This is a genomic window from Spirulina sp. CCY15215 (assembly GCF_016888125.1).
Classification (GTDB): domain Bacteria; phylum Cyanobacteriota; class Cyanobacteriia; order Cyanobacteriales; family Spirulinaceae; genus CCY15215.
On sequence record NZ_JACSWA010000579.1, the window covers coordinates 1 to 21,894 of the forward strand.

Below are 21,894 nucleotides of genomic sequence, written 5' to 3' on the forward strand. Positions count from 1 at the left end.
CTATCAACTATCAACTATCAACTATCAACTATCAACTATCAACTATCAACTATCAACTATCAACTATCAACTATCAACTATCAACTATCAACTATCACCGCACTTCCTTGAGACTTTCAATGCTATTGGTAAACAGTTCGGTAAATAAACTGATCACCTTGCGATTTTCACGCACTTTGATGTTAATGGTCACATCCATCCCAGATTGTAAAGGGATTTGGCGATCGTTAGCGAGGAGATATTGGGTATTCAAGCTCACTTTTGCCGGAAAGCGAAAGTATTGATGAATCTCGTCGGGAGGAAGTGCGTCGGAACCAATGGAAATAACTTCACCTTTGACATCGCCAAATTCACTAAAAGGAAAAGAGGTGAAACGAACATCAGTTTTCATTCCTTCGCGCACAAAACCAATATCTTCGCTGGTAATAAAGATTTCTGCCACTAAATCATCTTCCGGAACAATAGAGAGGAGTGTTTCGCTGGGATTGGCGACAAAGCCCCGATATGCTTGTAAATCGAAGACTTTTCCGCCAACGGTGGCGGTAACTTCTTGATCTTGCAACGTTTTCTCGATTTGGAGGATCTTACCGTCGAGTTCTTTAATTTGTTTGTCGTTACTGACGACAATATTCAGAACCGCTTGAATGAGTTGGCTGTCAATTTCGGCGATGCGCTTGTTATTTTGCGCCATCGAGTCCTGCACGTCTTTAATTGTCACAGCAGATGTATTGATAGACTCTTGTTGGGATTGGCCGATATTTGCCATTAAACGTTGCCGTTCTTCGTTAAGTTGGAGGATATTAGCTTGCCCCGTGTTGATTTGCTTGGATTGTTCTTGCATTTCAATGCGGGCATTCTTTTGTTCAATACGAGCATTATCTTGTTCAATACGGGCATTCCTTTGTTCAATGAGGGCATTATCTTGTTCAATACGGGCATTATCTTGTATTTGTTGAATTTCCGACCGGATTTCGCTCACCCGGAGGCGCTGTTGTTCGTATTGATACCGTGCCATTGCACCTTCTTTGACAATTGGAGCCATATCTTTGAGAAGTCCTTCTTCAATGGCTAGGGTTTCGACTTTACCTTGAATATCATTTTGAGCGCGCTGTCGCATTTGTTGAGCGCGCTGCTGCATTTCTCGAATGCGCTGCTGCATTTGTTGAATACGCTGCTGCATTTCTTGAATGCGCTGCTGCATTTGACCGATCATTTGGCGATCTGCTTGGAGTGTTGCTTTCGCATCAGCGATTTTCACTTGATTTTGTTGCAGTTCTCTGCCGACTTGAACAACTCCGAATTCGGCTGCTCTTTCCCGCGATCGCGATTCAGCTTTGGCGACTTGCAATCTCGCCTTTTGACTCGCGGCTAAATTAGTGTCGTTTCCTCCCAATTGTGCTTGATAGAGACGATTTTCGGCAATGAGTTCTTCTCGGTTGCGGGTGAGTAAGAGAATACTGGAGGGAAGTTTCAAGTCGGCGATCGCTTTGCGGATCGTGTTGGCATCTTTGGTTTCGATTAAACTCCGATAGAGTTTATTTTCTTCCACAAGGGATTTTTTCAGCGATCGCGAGGTGGTCAATTCCGTAAGGGCGGCGGTAGAATCGAAGGCCATCAAAACTTGTCCAGGTTGAACTGAATCTCCTTCTTTGACAAAAATTGCATCAACGACTCCTTCAAGGGGAGCCTGTACTTCCTTAACCTCTGCTTGGGGTTTGAGTTGACCTTGAGCGGGAACAACCTGTTCGATCTCTGCTAAGTATGCCCAAGTTATGCCAAACCCCACAACCCCTAAGACTGTCCAGACAATGAGGCGAGACCATAACGGAGACTGGCGCAAGATCACGGGTTGCTCGAAGACTGGATAAGCAATTTGTTGTGATGGTTCTGGTTTAACTAATTGTCCGCTTTGTCCACCCTGTTGAGTTGCAAGGGCTGAGGCGGATAATGAGTCGATTTTGGGCGCTTGTACGGGCTTCTGATAATCGCTCTTTTTGTCCGCAAAGTTAATGCGCCGTCTTTTGGGTTTGAATCCGTTGCCGTTCATGGGTCGATGCGATCGCTAGAGGTCAAGAGGCTTTCTCATTTTATACCGCATTCGCTCGGAAATATTGCAAATTAAGTCTCATTCGATGACTATTAGTCCGATTTAAGGGGTTTACGTCGAGTGTTTAATAATGAATTGCCTGAATAAATTGCCAGCGCTGTCCAAATTAAACTAAAAGAAATGAGATGGGTGCGGGTAAAGGGTTCATGGTACAGAAAAACCCCTAAAAGCAATTGCAAACTGGGGGAAATATACTGCATGAGTCCTAATGTTGAAAGTTGCAAGCGTCGGGCGGCATTATTAAACCACAGTAAGGGCAGGGAGGTGATGACTCCGCAGCCGATGAACAAAAAACTTAACAGCCAACTCTGGCCAAAATTTCCCGATCGCGCGATCGCCCCATGTCCTACCCAAGCCAGGGCGATCGGGGAAATAAGCAGGGTTTCCATCGCTAAACCGGACATGGGTTGCACGGCGGTCACTTTTCGCAATAAGCCATATAATCCGAAGGAAAAAGCTAAGGCAAAGGCGATCCAAGGGACTTGCCCAAAATCCCAGATAAAATTCCCGACTCCCAGTGCGGCTAAAATCACGGACAGGACTTGCCAATAGTTCAGCCGTTCTTGCAAAAAAAAGAATCCTAAAAGGACGCTAAATAAGGGATTGATGAAGTAACCGAGGCTGCATTCCACGACGCGATCGCTATTGACTCCATAAATATAAATGCCCCAATTACAAGTGAGTAACACCGCCGTTAAGAGTAAAGTCAGCAACAGGCGCGGCGATCGCCACAATTTTTGTATTTCTTTGAGTCTTTTTTGTAAGGTGAGGATAATAACGAGAAGAATGGCTGACCAAAGAATACGATGGCAAAGCACTTCAACCGCAGACACCGAACCGAAAAATTTTAGATAAATTGGCAGCAGTCCCCAAGCTCCATAAGCTAAAAATGCGTAGAGAATACCGGAATTATCGTGAGATTTATCTTCCATGCAGAACTATTACTTAAGGGGTTTGGAGGAGGGGGTTTGGAGGAGGGGGTTTGGAGGAGGGTTTGGAGGAGAGGGTTTGGAGACCAAACCCCTACGGGTCGGGCGATCGCGGGGGGTTATTTTGATTTTGTCCTAGGAATGGTATTTTTGAATTGGGCTATAAAAAATGAACATGAAAAAAGCTATAGTTTTGTTATCTGGGGGACTAGATTCTGCCACAACTACCGCGATCGCAATTGCAGAAGGCTATCAAATCATTGCGCTTTCTTTCCGCTATGGTCAACGGCACGAAAAAGAACTCGAGGCTGCCAAAAATATCGCCGCCCATTTTAATATTAAAGAGCATTTTACCATTGATGTTAACTTGGCGCAATGGGGAGGTTCATCTCTCACGGATACGGCTTTAAAATTGCCCCAAGATGGCGTACAAACTAATATTATTCCTTCTACTTATGTCCCCGGTAGAAACACTGTATTTATTGCCATTGCTCTTTCCTTAGCTGAAGCCAAAGAAGCAGAAGCAATTTACTTGGGAATTAATGCGATCGACTACTCTGGCTATCCCGATTGTCGTCCCGATTATTTGCAGGCTTATCAAACTTTAGCATCTCTTGCTTCCAAAGCTGGATTAGAAGGAAAAGCCGCGCAATTAATCGCCCCTCTTGTGGAAGATTCTAAGGTGGATATTGTTAAACGTGCCGTACAATTAAACGTGCCGATCGCCTTAACCTGGTCTTGTTATCAAGGACAAGATGAACCTTGCGGTTTATGCGATTCTTGTCGGATCCGCGATCGCGCCCTCATTACAGCCGGATATCCAGAATTAAGCACCGCGATCGGACAAAAATTATCTTAAAATCAAGTAAAGGACGGAGGCAATAAAGCAATGCAAATTCAAACTCAAAAACGCTATTACACTCCAGCAGAGTATCTAGAATTAGAAGAAAAAGCAGCTTACAAAAATGAATATCGCAATGGAGAAATTATTTCCATGACAGGTGGAACGACAGAACATAACAAAATTGCTCTTAATTTTGCTGCATACTTTAAATTTGGGATGCGAGGAAAAGGTTATCAATCTTTTATTGGAGACGTGCGTTTATGGATTCCAGACTATACTCAATATACTTACCCTGATGTTATGATTGTAGCGGGAAAACCGATTTATGAAGGAAATAACCGCACGACAATTGTTAATCCTTGTTTAATTGTTGAAGTTCTGTCAAAGTCAACCCAAAATTATGACAAAGGCGAAAAATTTACCCATTATCGCTCAATACCAGAACTACAAGAATATATTTTAATTGACCAGTATAGTTTTCACGTCGAACAATTGGTTAAAGAATCAGAAAACCGTTGGAGCTTTCAAGAGTATAATGGAGAAAATTCTCTGTTAAAACTAGGAACAATTGCCTATGAAATTTCTTTTCGCGATTTGTACGAAGAGGTTGACCTCAAGGCACTTTAAAGATATTTGAGTTATATTTTCCCCATTTTGCATCTCTTAGCCTAAAATGAAGCGAGAAAATTAGAGGAAAATCTTGAAATGGACTTAACAAAATTTCACAAATTTTTCGAGCATTGCCTCGGAAACTGGACAACAGAACGAACTTATCACTATCTTACTCATCAAGAAGTGGAGCGATCGCACACAGAATTTAAAATTAATGCTCTCACATCTGCTTTAAAATTAAAAGTTGTTGCTGATAATCAATACATCCCTCCTCCTCAAGTTGAAACATTACCAGGATTTGCTCTCGCTTTCCATACTGTATCTGAGAAAGGGGAAGAAGTCTCTCAAAAACTTAATCTTCTCTTTGTCCCGAAAAAAGAAAATGGCTTAATTCTTGAAGGAGACTATCTTCGGGATAAAGCCTACGAAGAATCTCGCCCCATTGTTTCTCATTTTTGCTTTAATGGGAGTACCCAAGAGTTATTGATGACGACTCGTTATACCCGCGTTGTTTCTGTTGATTCTATCTCGTTGATCAATCCTAACTTGCGGATTCGTCGCATTTACAACTATCAACGTCCTCCCGAAGATCAGCCGTTAGAAAATCTGATTCTCGTCGGTTTTGGCGTGGAACAAAAAGAACGGTAGAATAAACAATTATTCATGATTCAAGTTAATTTTCTTTATTTTAGGAGCAAACAAAATGAACAGCATTAAAGATGCAGAAGAATTCTTTCAGCAGAGTGCAGGAAAATGGCGATCGCAACGGACAACCCATCATTTACCCTTTCGTCGTGCCGAAACTGGTGGCTCGGATATTAGTGTAGACTTTCTTTTAAAAGATCATCCCCGAATTGTCGAAATTTGTAAAATGCACGAATTCGATCCGAGTTTGGCGATCGGGGGTGCTTTTGTTAGTTGGGAAGGGGCAATGGCATGGGATAAAGAAGGAGAAGATCATAAAGGAGATACGGTTTTCGCCCTTATTCCTGACCCTGAAAATCCCCGCAAAGGACAATTATTACGGGAAAGAGGATATGCGGAAATCGTTCCTGTTGCAGGTCATTACGAGATGGATGAGGATGATGGTTTGATTTTAATCACTGAATATGAGACCATGAGTGTTACCGAAAGGTTTTGGTTTGCCAGTCCCGATTTGCGTTTGCGAACGAGTACGGTACAGCGATTTGGGGGGTTTAATACGGCGACTTTCTGTACAGAACTGCGGGTAACGGAACCCTCTAACTCAGAGAAATTGACGGAAAATAAAGAGGCGATCGCCGCTATTACAGGTTGGTAATTGTTCCATTTCCAGAGGGCATTTCATCGGTAATTTGTGCAGGGGAAACAATGGAAATTTGCGGCGCATTTTTAAATAATCTTAAAGTGCCTGTAACATAAGCATAACTGCGACGAGGATAAGTATTTTCTCGACTAATATAACGGGAGTTTAGTAAGGCGATCGTTTCTTGTCCGGTTTCAGAATCGAGATCGGGCAAAAATAAACTAAAAGGTTGTTGAATAGAGCCAATTTTAATTAAACCACTACGTTGAGAAATGCGCCGAATCGATCGCAATTCTGTAAAAACAGTTACCTGTTCTGCGGTGTGACTTTTCGCTTTTTCAATCAATTTGGAGAAATCTAAACGAGAGTTAAATAAATTTTGGTGTTGGGGTTTAATGCGGCGATATTCATCAATAATTCTGGCTCGAAGTTGCCACCATGTCCCCAAAGCAGCATAATTATTAATTTCAGTTTGATTCACTGTAATTTGATTCCAGACTCCTAGATTTTTCTCTTGTGCTTTGCGTTCTGCTTGGGTATATCGTTGATGTTTATCGAGAAAGATTGCATTCCCATATTTGACAAAATAAGGACTATATCCTTCCGCAATCATCGTTTCTTGAAAATCAATTTCTCCTTTATGAACAAAAACCAACAAGCGACCAAAATTACCGCGATAGCGCTGCAAACAGGTTTCAATATCTTCATTTCCCGGAAATTCTAGCGTTATTATATCATTAGGTTGAAAGAGTTCTTCCGCTCGTTCTTTGGCTTTATCTCCCCAAGGCGTTACGGCTTTACTATTTCCTGCATTTGATTCCTCTGTATCGATCGCCAGAATGCGAAGAGATTCATCTTTCTTGATACCAGGCAGAAAAACGCGAATAGTATCCCCATCTACAACCCGATGTACTGTTGCTTCAACTGTCGTTCCTCGTTCCACGGCCATGACTCCTTTTTTTCGAGTGAATGCTTACAATTTTCGTTCTCTCAATAACATCTGTCGATAGGATAACCAGCCGCAGGCGATCGCGATCGCCGCAAAACCGCAGAGTAAACTAAAATGTAAACCAATTCCCGCTAAATTTGCCCCATCTGCCCAAACCTTTACCAAAGACTCATTCATGTGGAAAATAGGGTTAAATTGGGCAATTTGTAAGAGTTTTTCTGGAAAAATCAAAGTCGGAAAAAATGCCCCTCCTACCAACAATAAAGGCACCCCAAAAGCAGCAACTAAAGTATTGACATCTTCCGTTCTTCGTGCTAGTTGCGTTCCCAAGATAAAACCCACACCCACATAACTAATAATACTCAGAAAAAGAATTAAAATCGCCAAGAATAAAGACCCCGCACAAGATGCGCCCAAAAATACAGCTAAAGTATAAATAACCAAAGTTTGCCCGATGGCGATCGCCCCCTGGGCCCCACAAATACCTAAAAAATAAGAAGTCCCACTGAGGGGGGATAAAAATAAGCGTTTCAGGGTTTGTTGTTCCCGTTCTGACACGATAACTGCAACCGTTCCCCCAACACAACTAAAAAAGAAAGCTGCACCGATGAGGGTAGAAGGTGCCGCAAATTTTAACGCCATAGAAAGCGGAAGTTCGGCGCGTTCTGCCAAAATATAACCATTCAATAAAAGAACAGTAACAGGAAATAATAGCCAAAACCACAAACTGCGACGACGACGCAATAATTCTGTTAAAATTCGGCGAGTAACCGCTAGACTTTCGAGCCAATATTTCATTGATAAAAATTATAAGCAAGTTGTGATAAAATTTAAGTATGGAAAAACCTTACTTAACCCCGATCGCGCCGTCTTTAGGAAATCCCGAGGCATTGATTTTCATTGATGGTTCCCTCTCGGAAGGCATTAACAACCCGCACGATAACCCACACAATAACCCAAACAATAGCCAGTGGTGGCAGGTCATTCGCCAAGCGGGATGGCAAGGTTCAATCTATGCACTTTGGTGGGATCGCTCGAATTTTAGCCCCTCTTTGGAGCATTTAACACAATTGGAAACCGATGCGATCGTCTACTGGCATAAACATAAAAACTATATTAGAAGAGTAGGAAAAAGTTACCTCCCTAAAATAATTTCTGAAAATGCTTTAACATCTGTTTCTCTAATGGGTTTTTCTATTGGCGCTCGCGTGGCTTACTATACCATGAGAGACTGGTCAGAAGCACAAATTCAGCTTCATAATGTTTTACTCCTTGGTGGAACAATTCGCAGAGATGCCGTCAGAAATTGGGCTTCAGCCGCTTCCAGAATTGAAGGAAAATTAATTAATATTTACAATTGCGAAGATTTAGTTTTGACTCGTTTTTGTCAGATTCTCGAATGGGATCGAAGTCCTTGTGGTATTAAACCCATTTCAGAAAAACACGAAAAAATCATTAATTTTGATGCTACTCCTTGGATGAAAACGGCAAAATATTCTCCTAGCAATTATCTCTCAGTGTTTCAAGAACTGGTTAAACAAGGATATTGGCAATAAATAAAAGAATAAGCGTAAATTTAATCCCAGAAGCGAATTTATAGTGTATCCTAAGACAAAAGAGAAATATTAAGACTCAATCAATCTTTTTTATCCACGTACAAATCAAAACTCTGTCATGGAAAAAGCAACATACATTCAAGAAAGCGATTTCGATAGTTGTATCGCCGATAATTCTCTAGTTGTCATTGATTTTACTGCCCCTTGGTGCGGTCCTTGTCGCGTCATTGCCCCTTTGATCGATAAATTAGCTCAAGAGTATGAAAATCGCGCTACTGTGGTCAAGATTGACATTGATACCAATAAATCTATTCCTAAAAAATTCAATGTTCGCAGTATTCCTGCTGTTCTCTTTTTCAAAGATGCAGAATTAGTAGAAACTTTTGTTGGTAAAGCAACTTATGAAGAATATCAAGAAATGTTAGAGAAGCATCTTGCAGACTAAACCGAAGTGATAGCATGGCAAAAACTTTGAGAATTGTATAATGAAACGAATATTCTTGGCGATCGCACTGGTTCTCTTTGGTTTTGTGTTTGCTCCTGACGCATCGGCGCTAAACCTAATTTAAACTCATGCGATCGCCTTTTGTCTCGAGCTAAATGCCGTGACTTTTACCAATGACCCAATGACGGCGAAAAAAGCGCGATAAAGCTGTTTCTTCGAGGGATAAATAAATCGGTCTACCGTGGGGACAAGTGCGAGGATTTCGGGTATTTTTCCATTGATCGAGAAGAGTTTGCATTTGCGGTACAGTTAAAGATTTTCCATTACGAATTGCACTGCGACAAGCGGTTGCAACTTGCGCTTCTCGGATGTCTCCTCCCCAACTTAATTCCAGAATTGCATCAACGCGATCGCTTCTCGTTGCTAACATTTCGGGAATAGTCCGAATTGCCCACATTTCTTCCCCAAAATCTTCAATTTCTAAGCCAATGTGTTGCAATTGTTCCACTTGAGAAGGGGTTAATTGGCTGAGAATCATCGGCGGTTCAATCGGCACAAGTTGCCAAGCATCCTGTAATTGTTCGTATAATATTCTTTCGTGGGCGATATGCTGTTCTACTAACCATAATCCCCCCGAATGTTCGGCAACAATATACATTTTACTGACCTGTGCGACGGCTTGTAATGCCATCAAACCCATTTTATTTTTGATGTTAGCTTGAGGTTCAGTTTTGCCCTCGGGATAATAGCCTGCTTTTTCTTCAGAAACTTTGAGCAATTTGCCAAGACGTTGATTATTGGCAGTTGTACTTAAATCCGTGGAACTCATTCGCAAACTTTGGGCGATCGCCTTGCCAATTTCTGCTCGCCAAAAGTCTAAATTATGGAGATAAATCTCGGTTTTTGCGGGATGCCGATTCCAATCAATTTGACCTGGATCGAGGTTTAAATGCAGAAAACACAAGGGATAGCGATCGCGGGGTAAAGTTTTCGCAAAACTAGAAATGATGGTTTGTTCGAGGTGCGGCGATCGCACAAAACGACCATTAACGGCCACTTTGACCCAATCCAATCTACGGCGATGACAGCGATCGGGTAAACCGATCGCTAAGGCAATTTTAGCGGGGAATAAAGGGGCATTTTCGGGATTAACATCAACACGCAAATAATGCAGATCGCTGGTATGAATGCGCTTGAGAAATTGCGGAATAATCTCTTTTACTGTCTTGCTAGGAAAAATCTTAAACCAGAGTTGTTCCTCTTGCCAAACTTGCCAAGCAATCTGAGGATGACATAAGGCTAAATGGTGAATAATTGTTTGAATTTCCTTCAATTGCTGGGATTTTGTGGGTAAACCCTGACGACGCACGGGAATATTACCAAATAAGTTGGCGACGGTGACAATGGTACCGGGGGCGATCGCGGTTATTTCTTCCTGAATGGGTTTCCCGTCGCGATCATATTTCATGCACCATCCTGCTTCTTCTAAGGGCGATCGGCTGCATATTTCCAACTCTGACAACTGCGCCAAACTATGTAAGGCTTCCCCGCGAAATCCCAAACTGGTAATCTTCCACAAATCTTCGCAAGTATAAATTTTACTGGTACTGTGAGGCATTGCACAAAATCTTAAATTTGTCAAGTCCATACCTCGACCATTATCGGCGATTTGTACTCGCCACAAATCGGGACAGAGGGAAAGAGTTAAGCGTGTCGCCCCCGCATCAATGGCGTTTTCCACCAATTCTCGCACCACAGAAGCTAGAGAATCAATCACTTCTCCGGCGGCAATAATATTAATGACTTCGGGGGGAAGAGATTGAATCGTTAGGTTCATAACTTGTAATACTAACAGTTTTTATCTTCGCCTTGCTCGAGCAAACCAACAATCCTGACTCAACTTCGAGGAAATGCTATATTATCGTTTCATTGGGAGAAATTTCGTTAAACGCGAGTAGTATCCCATGCAAACATCGGAATCACGAATAACTTGAGGGAGCAACCATGTCCGAGGAGAATAATACCGACACGCAAAATGCAGGTCTTTACACAAAATCTGTCGCACTCGAAGCGCGATCGCTAGAAAAACAGGCCGATGTGTTGATGGACGATCTTTTCTCAGACATCGATATGCTTTTAGAAGGGAACGGCCAACTCCCTACCCAAACCGCAAAAGCTGAGTATGTCACTCTACAATCCGTTGTGGTTCCCTCGATTACTCTCCCCAGTGGGGAGGCAAAAAGTGGAGAGAATAGGATTCAATCTGAAAACAGAAAGAAAAAACCGCGATCGCGTTTCTCCTTCAAGAAAAACAAAGCCAAAAAAGCCCAATCCTCCTCCACAGAAAACAAATCTTCCTTTCAGATCCCCCAACACACCGATAAAATTTTATTTGGTGTCGCCTGTTTATCTTTACTCGGTGTTGGAATTTGGTTCTTGACTCGAGGAGGATTGGAGATGAAAGTACCTCTAGTGGAACCGAACCTCCCAACCCCAGGGAACGAGTCAAAAAACCCTGTTATTCCTTCCTCTAAAGATGCTCCCTTTATCGAGTATATGCTGCGATCGCTGAAAGTTATTGCCAGTAAGCCAGAAACCCCTCAAGCCCAAAACACTGCATCTCTCCCCTCCCCCGAAGGCGATCGCGGTTCCCAAGCCTCCGCAAATGGCTCCTCTACACCTCAAGTCATCGAACGGGTTTATATTCCCGTCTATCCCCCCAATGCCAATTCTACGACCAGTAATAACCTCTCAGAGGCAGTTGTTCCTCCCCAACCTTCACCAACACCCTCAGCAACCCCAACACCCTCAACAACCCCAACACCCTCAGCAACCCCAACACCCTCCACAACCCCAAATCCTTCACCTCGGAACTCTCAACCCAAACCCCGTGTATCGCCAACCCCTGTTGATACCAGCAAAACAGTTCTCCCGGAACCCCCTCAAGCAAGATTAGGAGCTTATCGCGCCGATGATTTACCTAACTTTGATGAGTTAGAATTACCCTTAGAAACCCTTAAAATTTCTCCTCCTGTCGAAGAAAGTAATAATATCGAACTGGCGGGAGTTCTCGATGCAGGAGACAATTCTGGCGCTCTTTTTCGCATCGAGAACTCAACCAAACGCATTGCGATCGGGGAAGTGATCGGTGCGAGTGGCTGGTCATTAGTCCGGATCGAAGGTCAAACAGCAGTGATTCGGCGCAATGGCGAAATTCGTTCCGTGTATGTTGGCCAAACCTTTTAACGATAGAAAAATAACTGAAATGGGTTTATTTGATGAATTTGGTAAGTTTCTCGAAAATCGCTTAGATGAGTTTTTGCGGGATAATCCCCATTTGGAACTACAGGCGATCGAAGAACAAGTGAGGGAACAAGAAGAAGATACTCGCCGCTTAATCTTAAATTTGCAACGTCAAGAACAGCAAATTCAGGACGAAATTTTGGCGATCGCCAAGGATATCGAACTCTGGCACAAGCGCGTCAGTAAGGCGGAAAGCTCGGCTAGAGAGGACTTAGCTCAATCCGCCAAAGAACGAGAAGCCGCTCTTCTGCGTCAAGGTAATCAAAAATGGGGACAAATGGAAGGGGTCAAACAAAATCTCATCAAAGCTAAAGAATTATTACAACAAACTCAACAAAAACGTAAAGAAGTGCAAGCAAAAGCTGCCGAAGCAGCGCGATCGCAGGCTCAAACGCCACCATCGAGTTCGACTTCCGGTTGGGAAGGAGCCGGGGCATATCGTAGTATTAACACGGGACACGATCCCCTCGATGATCGCTTCCGTCAATGGGAAATGGATGAGGAAATCGAGCAAATGAAGCGAGATATCGGGAAATAACTGTGTGACGAGAGAATAATATTAAATACCACAATTTGACCCGCAAACATTTTTTTTTGCGAGCTTGTGCTACTATCTGTGATATATTTGCACAAAATTTTTTTGAGGAAAAATGGGCAAGGTTCTGGTGTTAAACGCCTCCTATGAACCGCTCAATATCACCACTTGGCGACGAGCGGTTGTTTTGTTGCTCAAAGGAAAAGCCGAGCAACTGGAATACCAAAAAGCGGAATTGCGGACCAGATTTCCCATTCCCACGGTTATTCGCCTCCGTTATTACGTTCGAGTTCCCTACAAGGAAATTCCTTTAACCAGGAGGAATATCTTAGAACGCGATAACCACACTTGTCAATATTGTTATTACAAAGGGGATAATTTAACCCTTGATCATGTTAATCCTCGCTCTCGCGGGGGTGGGGACAGTTGGGAAAATCTAGTCGCGGCTTGCGTTCGTTGTAATGTCAAGAAAGGGAGTCGCACCCCGGATGAAGCAAGTATGCCTCTGCTTTCTAAACCTCGTCGTCCTTATAGTAGCCTTTATTTTGAGATTGCTCGCTCTATTCGTAGCGGTCATCATCAGGAATGGCAGAAGTATACGATTGGGATTTAGTCAAGTATTAATTAACAATTATTAATAAGATTGGCGATCGCGATCGCCAAATTTGTGTAGTTTATATTTGTTTGCTATATTGTTTGCTCAACAATGACACCATTGACATCAAGAGTATAAGTTCCACGGGAAAAACCCCCTTCTAAGGGTATCGTTTCTTGAAAAGGAGTGATAACCGTCGGACAGATCGTATCCGTGGGAAGTTCTCGATAAAGGGTGACATTAATTTGCATCCCGTCTTGTTTTTGTTCCTTTTTCAAAGGTGTTTTGCAGCCATCTTGAAAATTTCCTGTTACCTTAAGACTCAGTTGCAAAGGTTCAGATTCGAGAACGTCAACTTCAACGGTTTCAACAATTGCTGGAATTTGCCGCAGGGTAGAATTCTCCGTATCTTGTGGGGAAGATTGGACAGAAGCAGGATTTCCTGTTCTAGTATTGTCCATTTGGGAGGTGCAACCTCCTTGCAGGGGTAAAGCCATTAAAATCAAAACGACGAGAAGACGAAAAAGAAGAGTATGAGGACGATCGCATTTTTTCATAACTGACAATTAAGTTTAAGACCCAAGGAAATTCTAGCGAAATTCCGCGATCGCAGTTTCGGCAATACCCAAACCTAGGCAAGGCATCTCAATCACTCTCCTCGGAAGAATAAAGCAAAAATCAGGGAAAGTAAATGGTTTTCCCCTCAGTTGGGTTACGTTGCAAAAAATTTGCCCTATACTAATGTCTGTGACAGGATGAAACCTCCTGTTTTCTCGGACTAAAAACTCACGGAAGGATTAAGATGCGCGTACAGTTTCACAACTCCATGAAAAGAGCGATTGGTTTGGCCGGTGTCGCCGCAATGGGTCTAGCTTTTTCCACACCCGCAGCGATCGCCGAAATTAATTTGCAAGAAACCTCGGCTACTACACCAGATTCTTTTCTCGTCGCCGATAATGATCTTGCAACTCTCGGGGACTATTCTTTGACTGGTGACGAGTTCGATCCCTTAACCAGCATGAATCAGTTTTATAGCTTGGAAGCATGGGATCTCGTTCGCAAGGGTTTTATCTGCGTGAATAACAACAATGAAGAATGTACGGGAGACGTTCTCGAAGCATTCGATCTTGATGCTCATCAAGTCCCCATTCCTAACTATGAAGTGACGGAAGAAACCCGCCAAGGATTTGTTTGCGTTAACAATGTTAACCCTGCTTGCGACAATTTTGTTCACTACGGTGTCATTTACGCAGACCCCGAACCGGAAATTCCTTTGAATGCACGCATTGCGGCGCTATGGGCTGAACTCGATGAACTGGCTTCTCGTCCCGCCAGTCTTCCCGCCATCGCCCCGGCTCCCCAGGCTCCCATTCTTGCTCCAGTTCCAGGTTTGTGGTAGATTTCTCTATTTAGAGAGTAAAAGTAAGAAGTTGAAGGGATGCGATCGCATCCCTTTTCTCATTCAGATGATTATTTTATTTGACGACTTAAGCGATCGCCCCGTTGATTCCAATCTTCATGAACAACGACGGAAGAACCGCCAAATAAAAGACTGGGGATTTTTAAAAGTGCGGTGGGTTTATAGCAATAGCGTCCCAAGGGTCTGAGAAAACGAGTGGAAACCCATCCCTGACGGAAATTAGGCGCATCTGCAAATCCATAGGAGCCAATATCACCAAAGTGACTGGTAACGTGAGTCCATTCTCCGGTTGAATCTTTTCCGTTAGTGACGATCGCCCATCCTTTGGGAATTGCTCCAATTGTTGAACCGTTGGGGGTCGATCGCACGCTCAAGGGATCGGTTTCGGTGATGACTCTGGCATAATATTCGGGATCGGGACAATTTTGCTGACTCAGACGCAGATCGCCGCGATCGATGGATTCTGAGTGGGTCGCGGCGATCGCTGTTTTCAGTCCCAGTAAAGATAAAATCGTCAAGGCGATCGTTGCGATCGCTTGTTCTCCTACTTTTCTAAGTTTCATTAAGTTTTCCTGATTTAGCTTTTTCCATTTTACAAATTAAGGATAGAATACACCATTAGTTTTTTTAGGAACATTAAGTCATGGAATTGCCAATTGAAAATCGAGAATATGAATTTGATGCCTCACAAAATTCCTTAATTCACAATCTCGCTAACAAAATGCGTTTTGTTGCTTATGTCTTAATTGGTTTAGGTATTCTTGAAGGGATACCAGCTATCATCAGTTTATTTAAGGGGAATTTCGAGGGTTTTGTTGATATTATTGTGGGAATTGTGCAAATTGTTATCGGTATCTGGACTCAGAAAGCAGCGAGTTCTTTTAGTTTAGTTGTCAAAACAGAAGGTCAAGATATTGAAAACTTAATGGGCGCATTGGGAGAACTCAGAAAACTCTATAGTTTACAATATTGGTTGTTCTTGATTGCCTTCTTTTTTATTGCTCTTGGGACTGTTCTTATCATAATTGGCGGGATACTCGGTTCATAAAATGAAGAAATTTCAAGTTGCGATCGCCTAATTAACCAGTGCATCTCTACCACTTAATAACAAAGAATTTTTAAAGAATTTTTTAGGAAAACAATGTTTAAGCTCTATCAATCTCAACCGTCAGGAAATTGTTACAAAATCCGGTTGCTTTTAACACAGCTAGACATTCCGTTTGAAAAAATTGAAATTGATATTTTCCAAAAGGAAAGCCGAACTTCAGCCTTTTTAGAAAAGAATCTCAATGGTAGAGTTCCGGTATTAGAAACAGAAAATAGACAGTTTTTGCCCGAGTCAAATGCTGTTTTATACTATCTTAGTGACGGCACAAATTTCTTTCCACAAGACCGTTTTGAAAGGGCGCAAGTTATGCAATGGTTATTTTTTGAACAGTATAGTCACGAACCTTATATCGCCACCTCTCGCTACTGGATATCGCTTTTAGGGAAACCGGAAGAATATCGCGCACAACTCGAACAAAAACGGGAACCAGGTTATGCAGCTTTGCGAGTGATGGAGAAACATTTAGGCGATCGCGACTTTTTTGTAGGAAACAATTATAGTATCGCTGACATTGCTTTATTTGCTTATACTCACGTTGCAGATGAAGGGGGATTCGATCTGTCTGAATTCTCCAGTATTCTAACATGGATCGAACGAATTAAAGCCCAGCCTAAATATATTAGCATTAAAGAATAGTTTGATTTTGCAAATTGATGATTCTTAATGTAAATTTAGATAACTCAATCTTGATACAAGCGCTTTCTTCTTTGTTAATTTCGTGCTACAAAATTTGCATTTGTAGTCCTTCGAGAAAATCGGAAATTTCTTCAACAATCCAAACATTTTCCGATCTACTCAACATTTCTCCAATTCTGTGTTTCTTATTACCTTCCCAAATGACACAGCAGAAATTCGTCCCATTTTTAGACCTTGACTCTCCTAGTTCAACAAAGGTGATTTCTCTAGTTTTTCCGATTATCTTGGATTGATAATTAACAGTTGATTGAGTAATTGAAAATGAACCTGGATCAACTTTTAATTCAATTTTGCATAAAAGATAAAATAGAACTAGAGCAAAAGGAATAGCAATAAAGAGAATTAAGGCAAAACTTAAGAACAGGATTCGCCCTAAAAATATCCCGATCGCACCGAGAACTATTTTTGTTAATAATGACATCTGATCAAGTTTAAAAAAGTCAAGTTCGGGTAATTCAATGATAGGAGGAATTGTAACCGAAAGATGGCGATCGCTTCTTTTAATACTGACTTTCGTGTTTAGAGGTTTGCGAATTCTCCGAAATTGATAACTCGTTCGGAGTTGTGCTTTTTTAGCAACAATAAGAGTATATTTTTGTTGCAGTGCTTGCAAGGCTTCTCCTGCGGATAAAAAGCGATCTTCACTCGCTGGTTCTACCATTTTTTCTAACCAATTTGTAAATTCTGGAGAGAGAGAAAGGCGATCGCGAAAATCAAAGCGCATCCGTTTTTGAGGTAAATCTGTTGGCGATCGATGGGTGAGTAAAAAGAGTAATGTACATCCCAAACTATACAAATCTGAAGCAGGAATAACTTTACCGCGAAATTGTTCTGGGGACATATACCCCATTGTACCTACAAATGTTCCCCCAAAACTCAAAGTATTGCGATAGATTTCTTGTACTGCACCAAAGTCTACCAAATAAACTTTTCCATCGGGACGGACAATGATATTCTGCGGTTTAATATCTCTGTGAATGACAGGAGGATGTAGAGAATGCAAATATTTGAGAATATTAAGAATTTGCGTAGCAATATATTTAACTTGCTTTTCATTTAACTTCCAGCCACGATTCACTAAAGCCGCAATAGATTCTCCTTCAACTAACTCTTGAACAAGATAAAAATAGCGATCGCTTTCCGTGTCGCAATGGAAGGAATTTAAGTAGTTAGGAATTGCTGGATGTTTGATAGTTGCGAGAACTTTTGCTTCTCGTTCAAACAATTCTACGATTTTCCAGTCTTGTGCTTGACGCATTGATACTGCTTTAATAGCGACTCGTTGATGGTTGTCTTCGAGATCGACTGCTGCATAGGTAGTTCCCATTCCTCCTTGTCCGAGGGTGGTGACAATTTGATAGCGATCGGCAATAATTTCGCCTTGAGAGTGTAACGCATCCATATTCTTCTCCTTACCGAATGCGGAAAATATGCTTGTCTTGCAAAAATACAAGCTAACTGAATCAATACTTGTATTATGGTAAATGTTTACGATTGAATTCAATACAGTTCAAAGCAGGTTAAGGCAGAATTTAGGGAAGAGGGAACAGCGACTAATTGCGATCGCCTTACATATTGTTATACTTTCACATATTTCCCGACCGCAGCCAAAACGCGATCGCCCTTGATCGGTTTGGTGAGAAAATCCGTCGCCCCCACCATTTTTGCTCGCATTCGGTCTACAAAACCGTCATTTCCAGTCAAGATGATAATCGGAGTCTCTTTAAAGTGATCGATACGGCGAATTTGCGTACAAATTTCATAACCATTGGCGATGGGCATGATCAGATCGAGAAAAATCGCATCGGGTTTACATTCGAGTAAGGTGGGTAAGGCTTTAATGGCTTCTTGTACTGTGACGACACGATAACCGGCATTGACTAACAAGGCTTCCATCAAACGACAAACTTGGGGGCTATCGTCAATACATAAAACCACACCGCGATCGCCTTTTTCTGTTTTGGGGGTTTCTGGGTTCTTTTCTTGCCCTTGAGAAACCATCTGAGAAGGGGGAAAATCTTCGATTTCAACTAAGCCGATGATTTGATTGCGAATATAGGGGAGTAGCGATCGCGTTACACCTAAAACATCTTGTTTCATCAAGACTGCTAAATCTCGCAAGGTTCGCTTCCCGTTAATCAAATTCGTAAGATGCTGATAAATTTTCGGGGAAACTTGTTCTTTTAATTTTTCTCTATTTTTGAGAACGGGGGCTAAATTGGGGGAACATAAAGCTAAACCAGATTTAGCCCAACTTTCCCAAGCCCTTTCCGCCATCGTCAAAGCCAGTTCGACTTCTAATGTCCAATCTCTGGGGAAAATTCCCGTATCGCCGTGGGAAGGACGCACTCCCAAACGTGGGGTTAGAGTAAAAACGCCATCGCTGTTTTGAAAGTGTGCTTCTTTAATATTTTTGGGATTGTTATGCGCCGCATTTTGGCTTAAGGTGGCTAATTCAATTGCTTGAACGATCTCGAACAAAATTTCTGTTACTGTACCTCGCAAAATCGTAATTTGCTGGTCTTTATTAATCAGTTTTCTTTGAGATAAGAGGGTTAATAATCCATAATCCCAACACTCGTTGCGATCGTTATGCCGCGCTTGAATGCTTTGATTGATCCCTATGCGAATCAACTGTCGCCGCCAGCGTCGCTGTTCGTGTAATCCTCCCCCTGCCCAAGCAAAACGACCTAAAGATAGATAGAAATTCCATTTTTTCCCTTGGACATCAATATCTAATCGCCCAGTAAAATGCTGTTTTTGTAGGCGTTCTAGTTGGGATTTAAAGCTATTTTCTTCTTGTTCCTCGACTTTTATCTCATGCAAACCTGTCTCGTCCAAATTTGCCTCGTTAAAATCCGGTTGATGAGTTTGAGTATGAGAAATAGTGGATTGTGAAATTTCTGCGTTTCTGAGGCGATTTTGATTTCGCCGTTTTTTGGCTATCGTAGTACCTTGCATCAGGCACCCCCAAGTTATTTAATAATTTTTTCTTAATTTAATTAAATTTTAATGCAAAAGTGCGCTAAATCTTCATAATTCCACTCAATTTAACGTAAAGAAATATTGCAAATACAGGTGTAGAAAACCCGTATAATTATCGGGGATCGGGGAAATATACTGAAGATCGAAGAAAGTAGCCTCGATATCATCAAAATTCGGGCATTGTTCGTTGAGAAGCATCAGTATATTTTGCCGATCGCGCCGAGGTTTGGCTAAAAACTGGCTCAATGCTAGGAGTGCGATCGCAGCAACGCCTCAATTCTAGAATTTTCCTAAACCTACTCGAAAATTCTTCAAAGTCGATGCTATGATGAATCATTCTTAGTACAAATGTAGGAGATCGGGAGAGGGATGGCAATATGGCGATCGTCGCACTCAAGGCTTGGTATATCGAACAATACGAACCCATTCGGGAGATCGTCAAACGTCCTCACGATCTGCGCTTAAGTCGCAGTAGTTTGCTTAAGTCGGGGTTGCGGGCGGATATTTTGGACGAGACGGAGGAAATAGCGACCTCGAAATGGTTTGAACGCTATATTGAGGGAGAAACAATCGAATTTTATATTGAAGGAAGCGGCGGTTATGCGATCGCCAATCTCGATCTAAAGTCTCACGAAATATATCTCACTAAGCAAGAACTTAATGCTTTCTTAGAACCGAAAATTTTCTTCAGCTATCAACAAGAGTACAAAGAATCTAGCGAACTGTTTCGGGAAGTATTAGAAGCGGCGATCGCCAAAGTTAATAAAACGGCACGCATCCCCCTCAGTCTAGAACTCGCCCAGCGCCCCAAAAATGCCCCTCTACGCCTCAGTAGCGGACAATTAAGGCAAATTCGTAAAAGTCTTCTCTTTATCGCTGATGGGACGGCGATCGCCACGACAACAAGGGAAGATAAACCCCAACTTCTTCTTAGTTCTAATGTTTGCGTCGAACTCGGTTACGCCCTCCACAGCAAGCGTCAGGGGCAAATTCTTCTCCTGCAAATGGAACGCCTTCAGGGACAATTTCCCTTTGACCTAACGAGCCATCAACAGTTATCATGCAAGACGGCTGAGGAAGTGCGTCAAATGCTTCCTTCTCTACTAGAGGCGCTTTTACAGCGATTTAATCTCTAGTCCTCCAACTTAATGATATTTTAATTGAAGGATTGCCTTCTCGTTTTTAGCAAAGGGGGCGTTAAAATATTGCGCCAAAATAAGGAGAAATTTCTATGGCTAGAAAACCAGATTTCTATTCAGTGTTTATTATGCTAACTTCGGGTCATCGCGAAGTAGTTCGCTTTACTACCATTCAAGAGTTTCAAAAGTGGTATAGTGGCGAACTGATGCCCAAGGCAGATGATACCAATTTTATTAGCGTACCGATTAAAAACGTTCAAGGAGAATACATGGTCATTCGCCCGAGTAATGTTGCAGCTATTCGTGTTGAACCTGTTTTTGAAGGCAGTATCGATCGCGATTTTGGTTAGCTTTTGGCAGGAAAAGGAATGGCAAAAATAGGTTTTGTTGTTTCCTTGTATTTTCTCGGAAATAAAGGCCTCGATCGCGATCGAGGCCTTTATATTTGTCAAAATAAATTATCAAAATAAATTATCAAAAAAAGACTTGACTAAAACGAACAATCATACTAAGGTATCCTTATACCATTTGATTATTAATTCTACTTAATTTAAGGTCATGACTCGATCGCCACAAAGCAAACATTTAGTCTGTCTTCCTGGAGGCAATAAAACGCCAAAACGATCGCCTTTTCCTGTTCCCAAACCTCCCGAAGCGGCGATCGCAAAACAGGATACATTTGCCGTCGATCTGCAACAATTGGAGGGTCAAGCGAGGCGAATTAACCAATTATCGGCAGAACTTGAAGCGGCGATCGCCGAGTTTAAAGAAAGTGGCGATCGTGTTGATCGCGGTAGCGTTCATTTTCGTGAAAAATTGGGACATGATTGGTTTCCCGATCGCGTTTGCAGTTATGGAGAAATCAAAGTTCCTAGGATTCATCAAAACGCAAAAGGTGCTTTAATTCTATCTTCCCATCGCGTCAATCTTTTTGAAGCACAACTCTTTGAAGCACAAAAAGAGGCGCATTTTGTGGCGCATTTATTACGCCAGCGAAATATCGCTAAACAGTAATTAGTGGTTAGTGGTTAGTGGTTAAGTGATTAGTGGTTAGGGAGTAGCAAACTCAATTTAAGCGATCGCCAATACTTTTAATTCAAAACGATAATTTTCAATAACGGGGTTTGCTAAGAGGCGATCGCACATTTGGTCTAGTTTTTCTTTCGCACTGTCCTCATTCTCAGCACTGAGATTGAGTTCAATATACTTCCCAATTCTGACCCCTTCTACTGTATCATATCCTAACTGCTCTAATCCCGATTGTACCGCGACTCCTGCGGGATCGAGAACGGAAGGGCGTAAGGTTACATAGATTTTCGCTTGGAATTGCATTTTTAGTGATTGTTTGTTATTTGTTGTTTAATATTAGTTTCTGGAATACCCGTA

Annotated in this window: 26 protein-coding genes; 15 read left to right on the forward strand and 11 right to left on the reverse strand. The window is 42.1% G+C overall.

The window, feature by feature from the left end; all coding sequences use genetic code 11:
- Nucleotides 1-94: 94 nt before the first annotated feature.
- Nucleotides 95-2,047: an HlyD family efflux transporter periplasmic adaptor subunit gene (locus JUI58_RS20390; protein ID WP_204105655.1), complete on the reverse strand. Its 1,953-nt coding sequence runs from the start codon at nt 2,045-2,047 to the stop codon at nt 95-97.
- A gap of 92 nt (nt 2,048-2,139) precedes the next feature.
- Nucleotides 2,140-3,039 carry an EamA family transporter RarD gene (gene rarD, locus JUI58_RS20395; protein WP_204105656.1) on the reverse strand — a complete coding sequence of 300 codons (900 nt, stop codon included), beginning with the start codon at nt 3,037-3,039 and terminating at the stop codon, nt 2,140-2,142.
- 166 nt (nt 3,040-3,205) lie between these two features.
- Between rarD and queC the strand changes: the two genes are divergently transcribed.
- The 4 genes from queC (at nt 3,206) to JUI58_RS20415 (ending at nt 5,792) form a co-directional block, all read left to right on the forward strand.
- The gene (queC, locus tag JUI58_RS20400; protein WP_348539938.1) at nt 3,206-3,895 is read left to right on the forward strand and encodes a 7-cyano-7-deazaguanine synthase QueC; all 690 of its coding nucleotides are present in this window, start codon (nt 3,206-3,208) and stop codon (nt 3,893-3,895) included.
- Nucleotides 3,896-3,925: 30 nt separating this feature from the next.
- Complete coding sequence (locus tag JUI58_RS20405) at nt 3,926-4,507, forward strand: Uma2 family endonuclease (RefSeq protein ID WP_204105658.1); 582 nt, start codon at nt 3,926-3,928, stop codon at nt 4,505-4,507.
- A gap of 78 nt (nt 4,508-4,585) precedes the next feature.
- A complete protein-coding gene (locus JUI58_RS20410; RefSeq protein ID WP_204105659.1) occupies nt 4,586-5,140 on the forward strand; it encodes a phycobiliprotein lyase in 555 nt (184 codons plus the stop codon).
- Nucleotides 5,141-5,195: 55 nt separating this feature from the next.
- Complete coding sequence (locus tag JUI58_RS20415; protein ID WP_204105660.1) at nt 5,196-5,792, forward strand: phycobiliprotein lyase; 597 nt, start codon at nt 5,196-5,198, stop codon at nt 5,790-5,792.
- On the opposite strand, the gene JUI58_RS20420 is transcribed toward JUI58_RS20415, so the two are convergent.
- Together JUI58_RS20420 and JUI58_RS20425 are read right to left on the reverse strand one after the other, a co-directional pair.
- On the reverse strand, nt 5,779-6,726 hold the full coding sequence (locus tag JUI58_RS20420) for a thermonuclease family protein (protein WP_204105661.1): 948 nt from the start codon (nt 6,724-6,726) through the stop codon (nt 5,779-5,781). The two genes, JUI58_RS20415 and JUI58_RS20420, sit on opposite strands and share 14 nt — an antisense overlap.
- Before the next feature lie 24 nt (nt 6,727-6,750).
- Nucleotides 6,751-7,524, reverse strand: a complete 774-nt coding sequence (locus tag JUI58_RS20425; RefSeq protein ID WP_204105662.1) for an ABC transporter permease — start codon at nt 7,522-7,524, stop codon at nt 6,751-6,753.
- A gap of 38 nt (nt 7,525-7,562) precedes the next feature.
- Here JUI58_RS20425 and JUI58_RS20430 point away from each other — a divergent pair, with 38 nt between their 5' ends.
- Together JUI58_RS20430 and trxA are read left to right on the forward strand one after the other, a co-directional pair.
- Nucleotides 7,563-8,282: a DUF726 domain-containing protein gene (locus JUI58_RS20430; RefSeq protein ID WP_204105663.1), complete on the forward strand. Its 720-nt coding sequence runs from the start codon at nt 7,563-7,565 to the stop codon at nt 8,280-8,282.
- Nucleotides 8,283-8,361: 79 nt separating this feature from the next.
- Nucleotides 8,362-8,727, forward strand: a complete 366-nt coding sequence (gene trxA / locus JUI58_RS20435; RefSeq protein WP_348539940.1) for a thioredoxin — start codon at nt 8,362-8,364, stop codon at nt 8,725-8,727.
- 151 nt (nt 8,728-8,878) lie between these two features.
- On the opposite strand, the gene mutL is transcribed toward trxA, so the two are convergent.
- Nucleotides 8,879-10,564: a DNA mismatch repair endonuclease MutL gene (gene mutL / locus JUI58_RS20440; RefSeq protein WP_204105665.1), complete on the reverse strand. Its 1,686-nt coding sequence runs from the start codon at nt 10,562-10,564 to the stop codon at nt 8,879-8,881.
- Nucleotides 10,565-10,731: 167 nt separating this feature from the next.
- Between mutL and JUI58_RS20445 the strand changes: the two genes are divergently transcribed.
- From JUI58_RS20445 to JUI58_RS20455, 3 genes are all read left to right on the forward strand, one after another.
- Entirely contained in the window at nt 10,732-11,973 is a 1,242-nt protein-coding gene (locus JUI58_RS20445) for a hypothetical protein (protein ID WP_204105666.1), read from the forward strand.
- Nucleotides 11,974-11,992: 19 nt separating this feature from the next.
- On the forward strand, nt 11,993-12,568 hold the full coding sequence (locus tag JUI58_RS20450; RefSeq protein ID WP_204105687.1) for a TIGR04376 family protein: 576 nt from the start codon (nt 11,993-11,995) through the stop codon (nt 12,566-12,568).
- A gap of 112 nt (nt 12,569-12,680) precedes the next feature.
- Nucleotides 12,681-13,178, forward strand: coding sequence for an HNH endonuclease (locus JUI58_RS20455; RefSeq protein WP_204105667.1), 498 nt, complete (start codon nt 12,681-12,683; stop codon nt 13,176-13,178).
- 74 nt (nt 13,179-13,252) lie between these two features.
- On the opposite strand, the gene JUI58_RS20460 is transcribed toward JUI58_RS20455, so the two are convergent.
- Nucleotides 13,253-13,717, reverse strand: a complete 465-nt coding sequence (locus JUI58_RS20460; protein WP_204105668.1) for a hypothetical protein — start codon at nt 13,715-13,717, stop codon at nt 13,253-13,255.
- A gap of 269 nt (nt 13,718-13,986) precedes the next feature.
- Here JUI58_RS20460 and JUI58_RS20465 point away from each other — a divergent pair, with 269 nt between their 5' ends.
- Nucleotides 13,987-14,559 carry a hypothetical protein gene (locus tag JUI58_RS20465; RefSeq protein ID WP_204105669.1) on the forward strand — a complete coding sequence of 191 codons (573 nt, stop codon included), beginning with the start codon at nt 13,987-13,989 and terminating at the stop codon, nt 14,557-14,559.
- 71 nt (nt 14,560-14,630) lie between these two features.
- On the opposite strand, the gene JUI58_RS20470 is transcribed toward JUI58_RS20465, so the two are convergent.
- Nucleotides 14,631-15,143, reverse strand: coding sequence for a hypothetical protein (locus JUI58_RS20470; protein WP_204105670.1), 513 nt, complete (start codon nt 15,141-15,143; stop codon nt 14,631-14,633).
- An 80-nt stretch (nt 15,144-15,223) separates the two neighbouring features.
- On the opposite strand from JUI58_RS20470, the gene JUI58_RS20475 reads away from it, so the two are divergent.
- Both JUI58_RS20475 and JUI58_RS20480 read left to right on the forward strand, forming a co-directional pair.
- Nucleotides 15,224-15,628, forward strand: a complete 405-nt coding sequence (locus JUI58_RS20475; RefSeq protein WP_204105671.1) for a hypothetical protein — start codon at nt 15,224-15,226, stop codon at nt 15,626-15,628.
- Between the two features lie 93 nt (nt 15,629-15,721).
- Nucleotides 15,722-16,324, forward strand: coding sequence for a glutathione S-transferase family protein (locus JUI58_RS20480; protein WP_204105672.1), 603 nt, complete (start codon nt 15,722-15,724; stop codon nt 16,322-16,324).
- An 85-nt stretch (nt 16,325-16,409) separates the two neighbouring features.
- Here JUI58_RS20480 and JUI58_RS20485 read toward each other — a convergent pair whose 3' ends face one another.
- The 3 genes from JUI58_RS20485 to JUI58_RS20495 all read right to left on the reverse strand — a co-directional run bounded on the left by JUI58_RS20485 (nt 16,410) and on the right by JUI58_RS20495 (nt 19,706).
- Nucleotides 16,410-17,786, reverse strand: coding sequence for a serine/threonine-protein kinase (locus JUI58_RS20485; protein ID WP_204105673.1), 1,377 nt, complete (start codon nt 17,784-17,786; stop codon nt 16,410-16,412).
- A 176-nt stretch (nt 17,787-17,962) separates the two neighbouring features.
- The gene (locus tag JUI58_RS20490) at nt 17,963-19,345 is read right to left on the reverse strand and encodes a response regulator (protein ID WP_204105674.1); all 1,383 of its coding nucleotides are present in this window, start codon (nt 19,343-19,345) and stop codon (nt 17,963-17,965) included.
- 190 nt (nt 19,346-19,535) lie between these two features.
- Complete coding sequence (locus tag JUI58_RS20495) at nt 19,536-19,706, reverse strand: hypothetical protein (RefSeq protein WP_204105675.1); 171 nt, start codon at nt 19,704-19,706, stop codon at nt 19,536-19,538.
- A 40-nt stretch (nt 19,707-19,746) separates the two neighbouring features.
- Here JUI58_RS20495 and JUI58_RS20500 point away from each other — a divergent pair, with 40 nt between their 5' ends.
- The 3 genes from JUI58_RS20500 to JUI58_RS20510 all read left to right on the forward strand — a co-directional run bounded on the left by JUI58_RS20500 (nt 19,747) and on the right by JUI58_RS20510 (nt 21,522).
- A complete protein-coding gene (locus JUI58_RS20500) occupies nt 19,747-20,505 on the forward strand; it encodes a hypothetical protein (RefSeq protein ID WP_204105676.1) in 759 nt (252 codons plus the stop codon).
- A gap of 95 nt (nt 20,506-20,600) precedes the next feature.
- On the forward strand, nt 20,601-20,858 hold the full coding sequence (locus JUI58_RS20505) for a hypothetical protein (RefSeq protein WP_204105677.1): 258 nt from the start codon (nt 20,601-20,603) through the stop codon (nt 20,856-20,858).
- A gap of 208 nt (nt 20,859-21,066) precedes the next feature.
- On the forward strand, nt 21,067-21,522 hold the full coding sequence (locus tag JUI58_RS20510; protein WP_204105678.1) for a hypothetical protein: 456 nt from the start codon (nt 21,067-21,069) through the stop codon (nt 21,520-21,522).
- Between the two features lie 57 nt (nt 21,523-21,579).
- Here the strand turns inward: JUI58_RS20510 and purS are convergent, their stop codons facing one another.
- On the reverse strand, nt 21,580-21,840 hold the full coding sequence (purS, locus tag JUI58_RS20515; RefSeq protein ID WP_204105679.1) for a phosphoribosylformylglycinamidine synthase subunit PurS: 261 nt from the start codon (nt 21,838-21,840) through the stop codon (nt 21,580-21,582).
- Nucleotides 21,841-21,894: the final 54 nt, after the last annotated feature.

Coding starts and splice junctions, on each gene's coding strand:
- JUI58_RS20510 (WP_204105678.1), top strand. CDS start 21,067: ATGACTCGATCGCCACAAAGCAAACATTTAGTCTGTCTTCCTGGAGGC.
- JUI58_RS20445 (WP_204105666.1), top strand. CDS start 10,732: ATGTCCGAGGAGAATAATACCGACACGCAAAATGCAGGTCTTTACACA.
- JUI58_RS20425 (WP_204105662.1), bottom strand. CDS start 7,524: ATGAAATATTGGCTCGAAAGTCTAGCGGTTACTCGCCGAATTTTAACA.
- JUI58_RS20505 (WP_204105677.1), top strand. CDS start 20,601: ATGGCTAGAAAACCAGATTTCTATTCAGTGTTTATTATGCTAACTTCG.
- JUI58_RS20470 (WP_204105670.1), bottom strand. CDS start 15,143: ATGAAACTTAGAAAAGTAGGAGAACAAGCGATCGCAACGATCGCCTTG.
- JUI58_RS20500 (WP_204105676.1), top strand. CDS start 19,747: ATGGCGATCGTCGCACTCAAGGCTTGGTATATCGAACAATACGAACCC.
- mutL (WP_204105665.1), bottom strand. CDS start 10,564: ATGAACCTAACGATTCAATCTCTTCCCCCCGAAGTCATTAATATTATT.
- JUI58_RS20460 (WP_204105668.1), bottom strand. CDS start 13,717: ATGAAAAAATGCGATCGTCCTCATACTCTTCTTTTTCGTCTTCTCGTC.
- JUI58_RS20480 (WP_204105672.1), top strand. CDS start 15,722: ATGTTTAAGCTCTATCAATCTCAACCGTCAGGAAATTGTTACAAAATC.
- JUI58_RS20495 (WP_204105675.1), bottom strand. CDS start 19,706: ATGATTCATCATAGCATCGACTTTGAAGAATTTTCGAGTAGGTTTAGG.
- JUI58_RS20415 (WP_204105660.1), top strand. CDS start 5,196: ATGAACAGCATTAAAGATGCAGAAGAATTCTTTCAGCAGAGTGCAGGA.
- JUI58_RS20485 (WP_204105673.1), bottom strand. CDS start 17,786: ATGGATGCGTTACACTCTCAAGGCGAAATTATTGCCGATCGCTATCAA.
- purS (WP_204105679.1), bottom strand. CDS start 21,840: ATGCAATTCCAAGCGAAAATCTATGTAACCTTACGCCCTTCCGTTCTC.
- queC (WP_348539938.1), top strand. CDS start 3,206: ATGAACATGAAAAAAGCTATAGTTTTGTTATCTGGGGGACTAGATTCT.
- JUI58_RS20450 (WP_204105687.1), top strand. CDS start 11,993: ATGGGTTTATTTGATGAATTTGGTAAGTTTCTCGAAAATCGCTTAGAT.
- JUI58_RS20410 (WP_204105659.1), top strand. CDS start 4,586: ATGGACTTAACAAAATTTCACAAATTTTTCGAGCATTGCCTCGGAAAC.
- JUI58_RS20465 (WP_204105669.1), top strand. CDS start 13,987: ATGAAAAGAGCGATTGGTTTGGCCGGTGTCGCCGCAATGGGTCTAGCT.
- JUI58_RS20405 (WP_204105658.1), top strand. CDS start 3,926: ATGCAAATTCAAACTCAAAAACGCTATTACACTCCAGCAGAGTATCTA.
- JUI58_RS20475 (WP_204105671.1), top strand. CDS start 15,224: ATGGAATTGCCAATTGAAAATCGAGAATATGAATTTGATGCCTCACAA.
- JUI58_RS20455 (WP_204105667.1), top strand. CDS start 12,681: ATGGGCAAGGTTCTGGTGTTAAACGCCTCCTATGAACCGCTCAATATC.
- rarD (WP_204105656.1), bottom strand. CDS start 3,039: ATGGAAGATAAATCTCACGATAATTCCGGTATTCTCTACGCATTTTTA.
- JUI58_RS20430 (WP_204105663.1), top strand. CDS start 7,563: ATGGAAAAACCTTACTTAACCCCGATCGCGCCGTCTTTAGGAAATCCC.
- JUI58_RS20490 (WP_204105674.1), bottom strand. CDS start 19,345: ATGCAAGGTACTACGATAGCCAAAAAACGGCGAAATCAAAATCGCCTC.
- JUI58_RS20420 (WP_204105661.1), bottom strand. CDS start 6,726: ATGGCCGTGGAACGAGGAACGACAGTTGAAGCAACAGTACATCGGGTT.
- JUI58_RS20390 (WP_204105655.1), bottom strand. CDS start 2,047: ATGAACGGCAACGGATTCAAACCCAAAAGACGGCGCATTAACTTTGCG.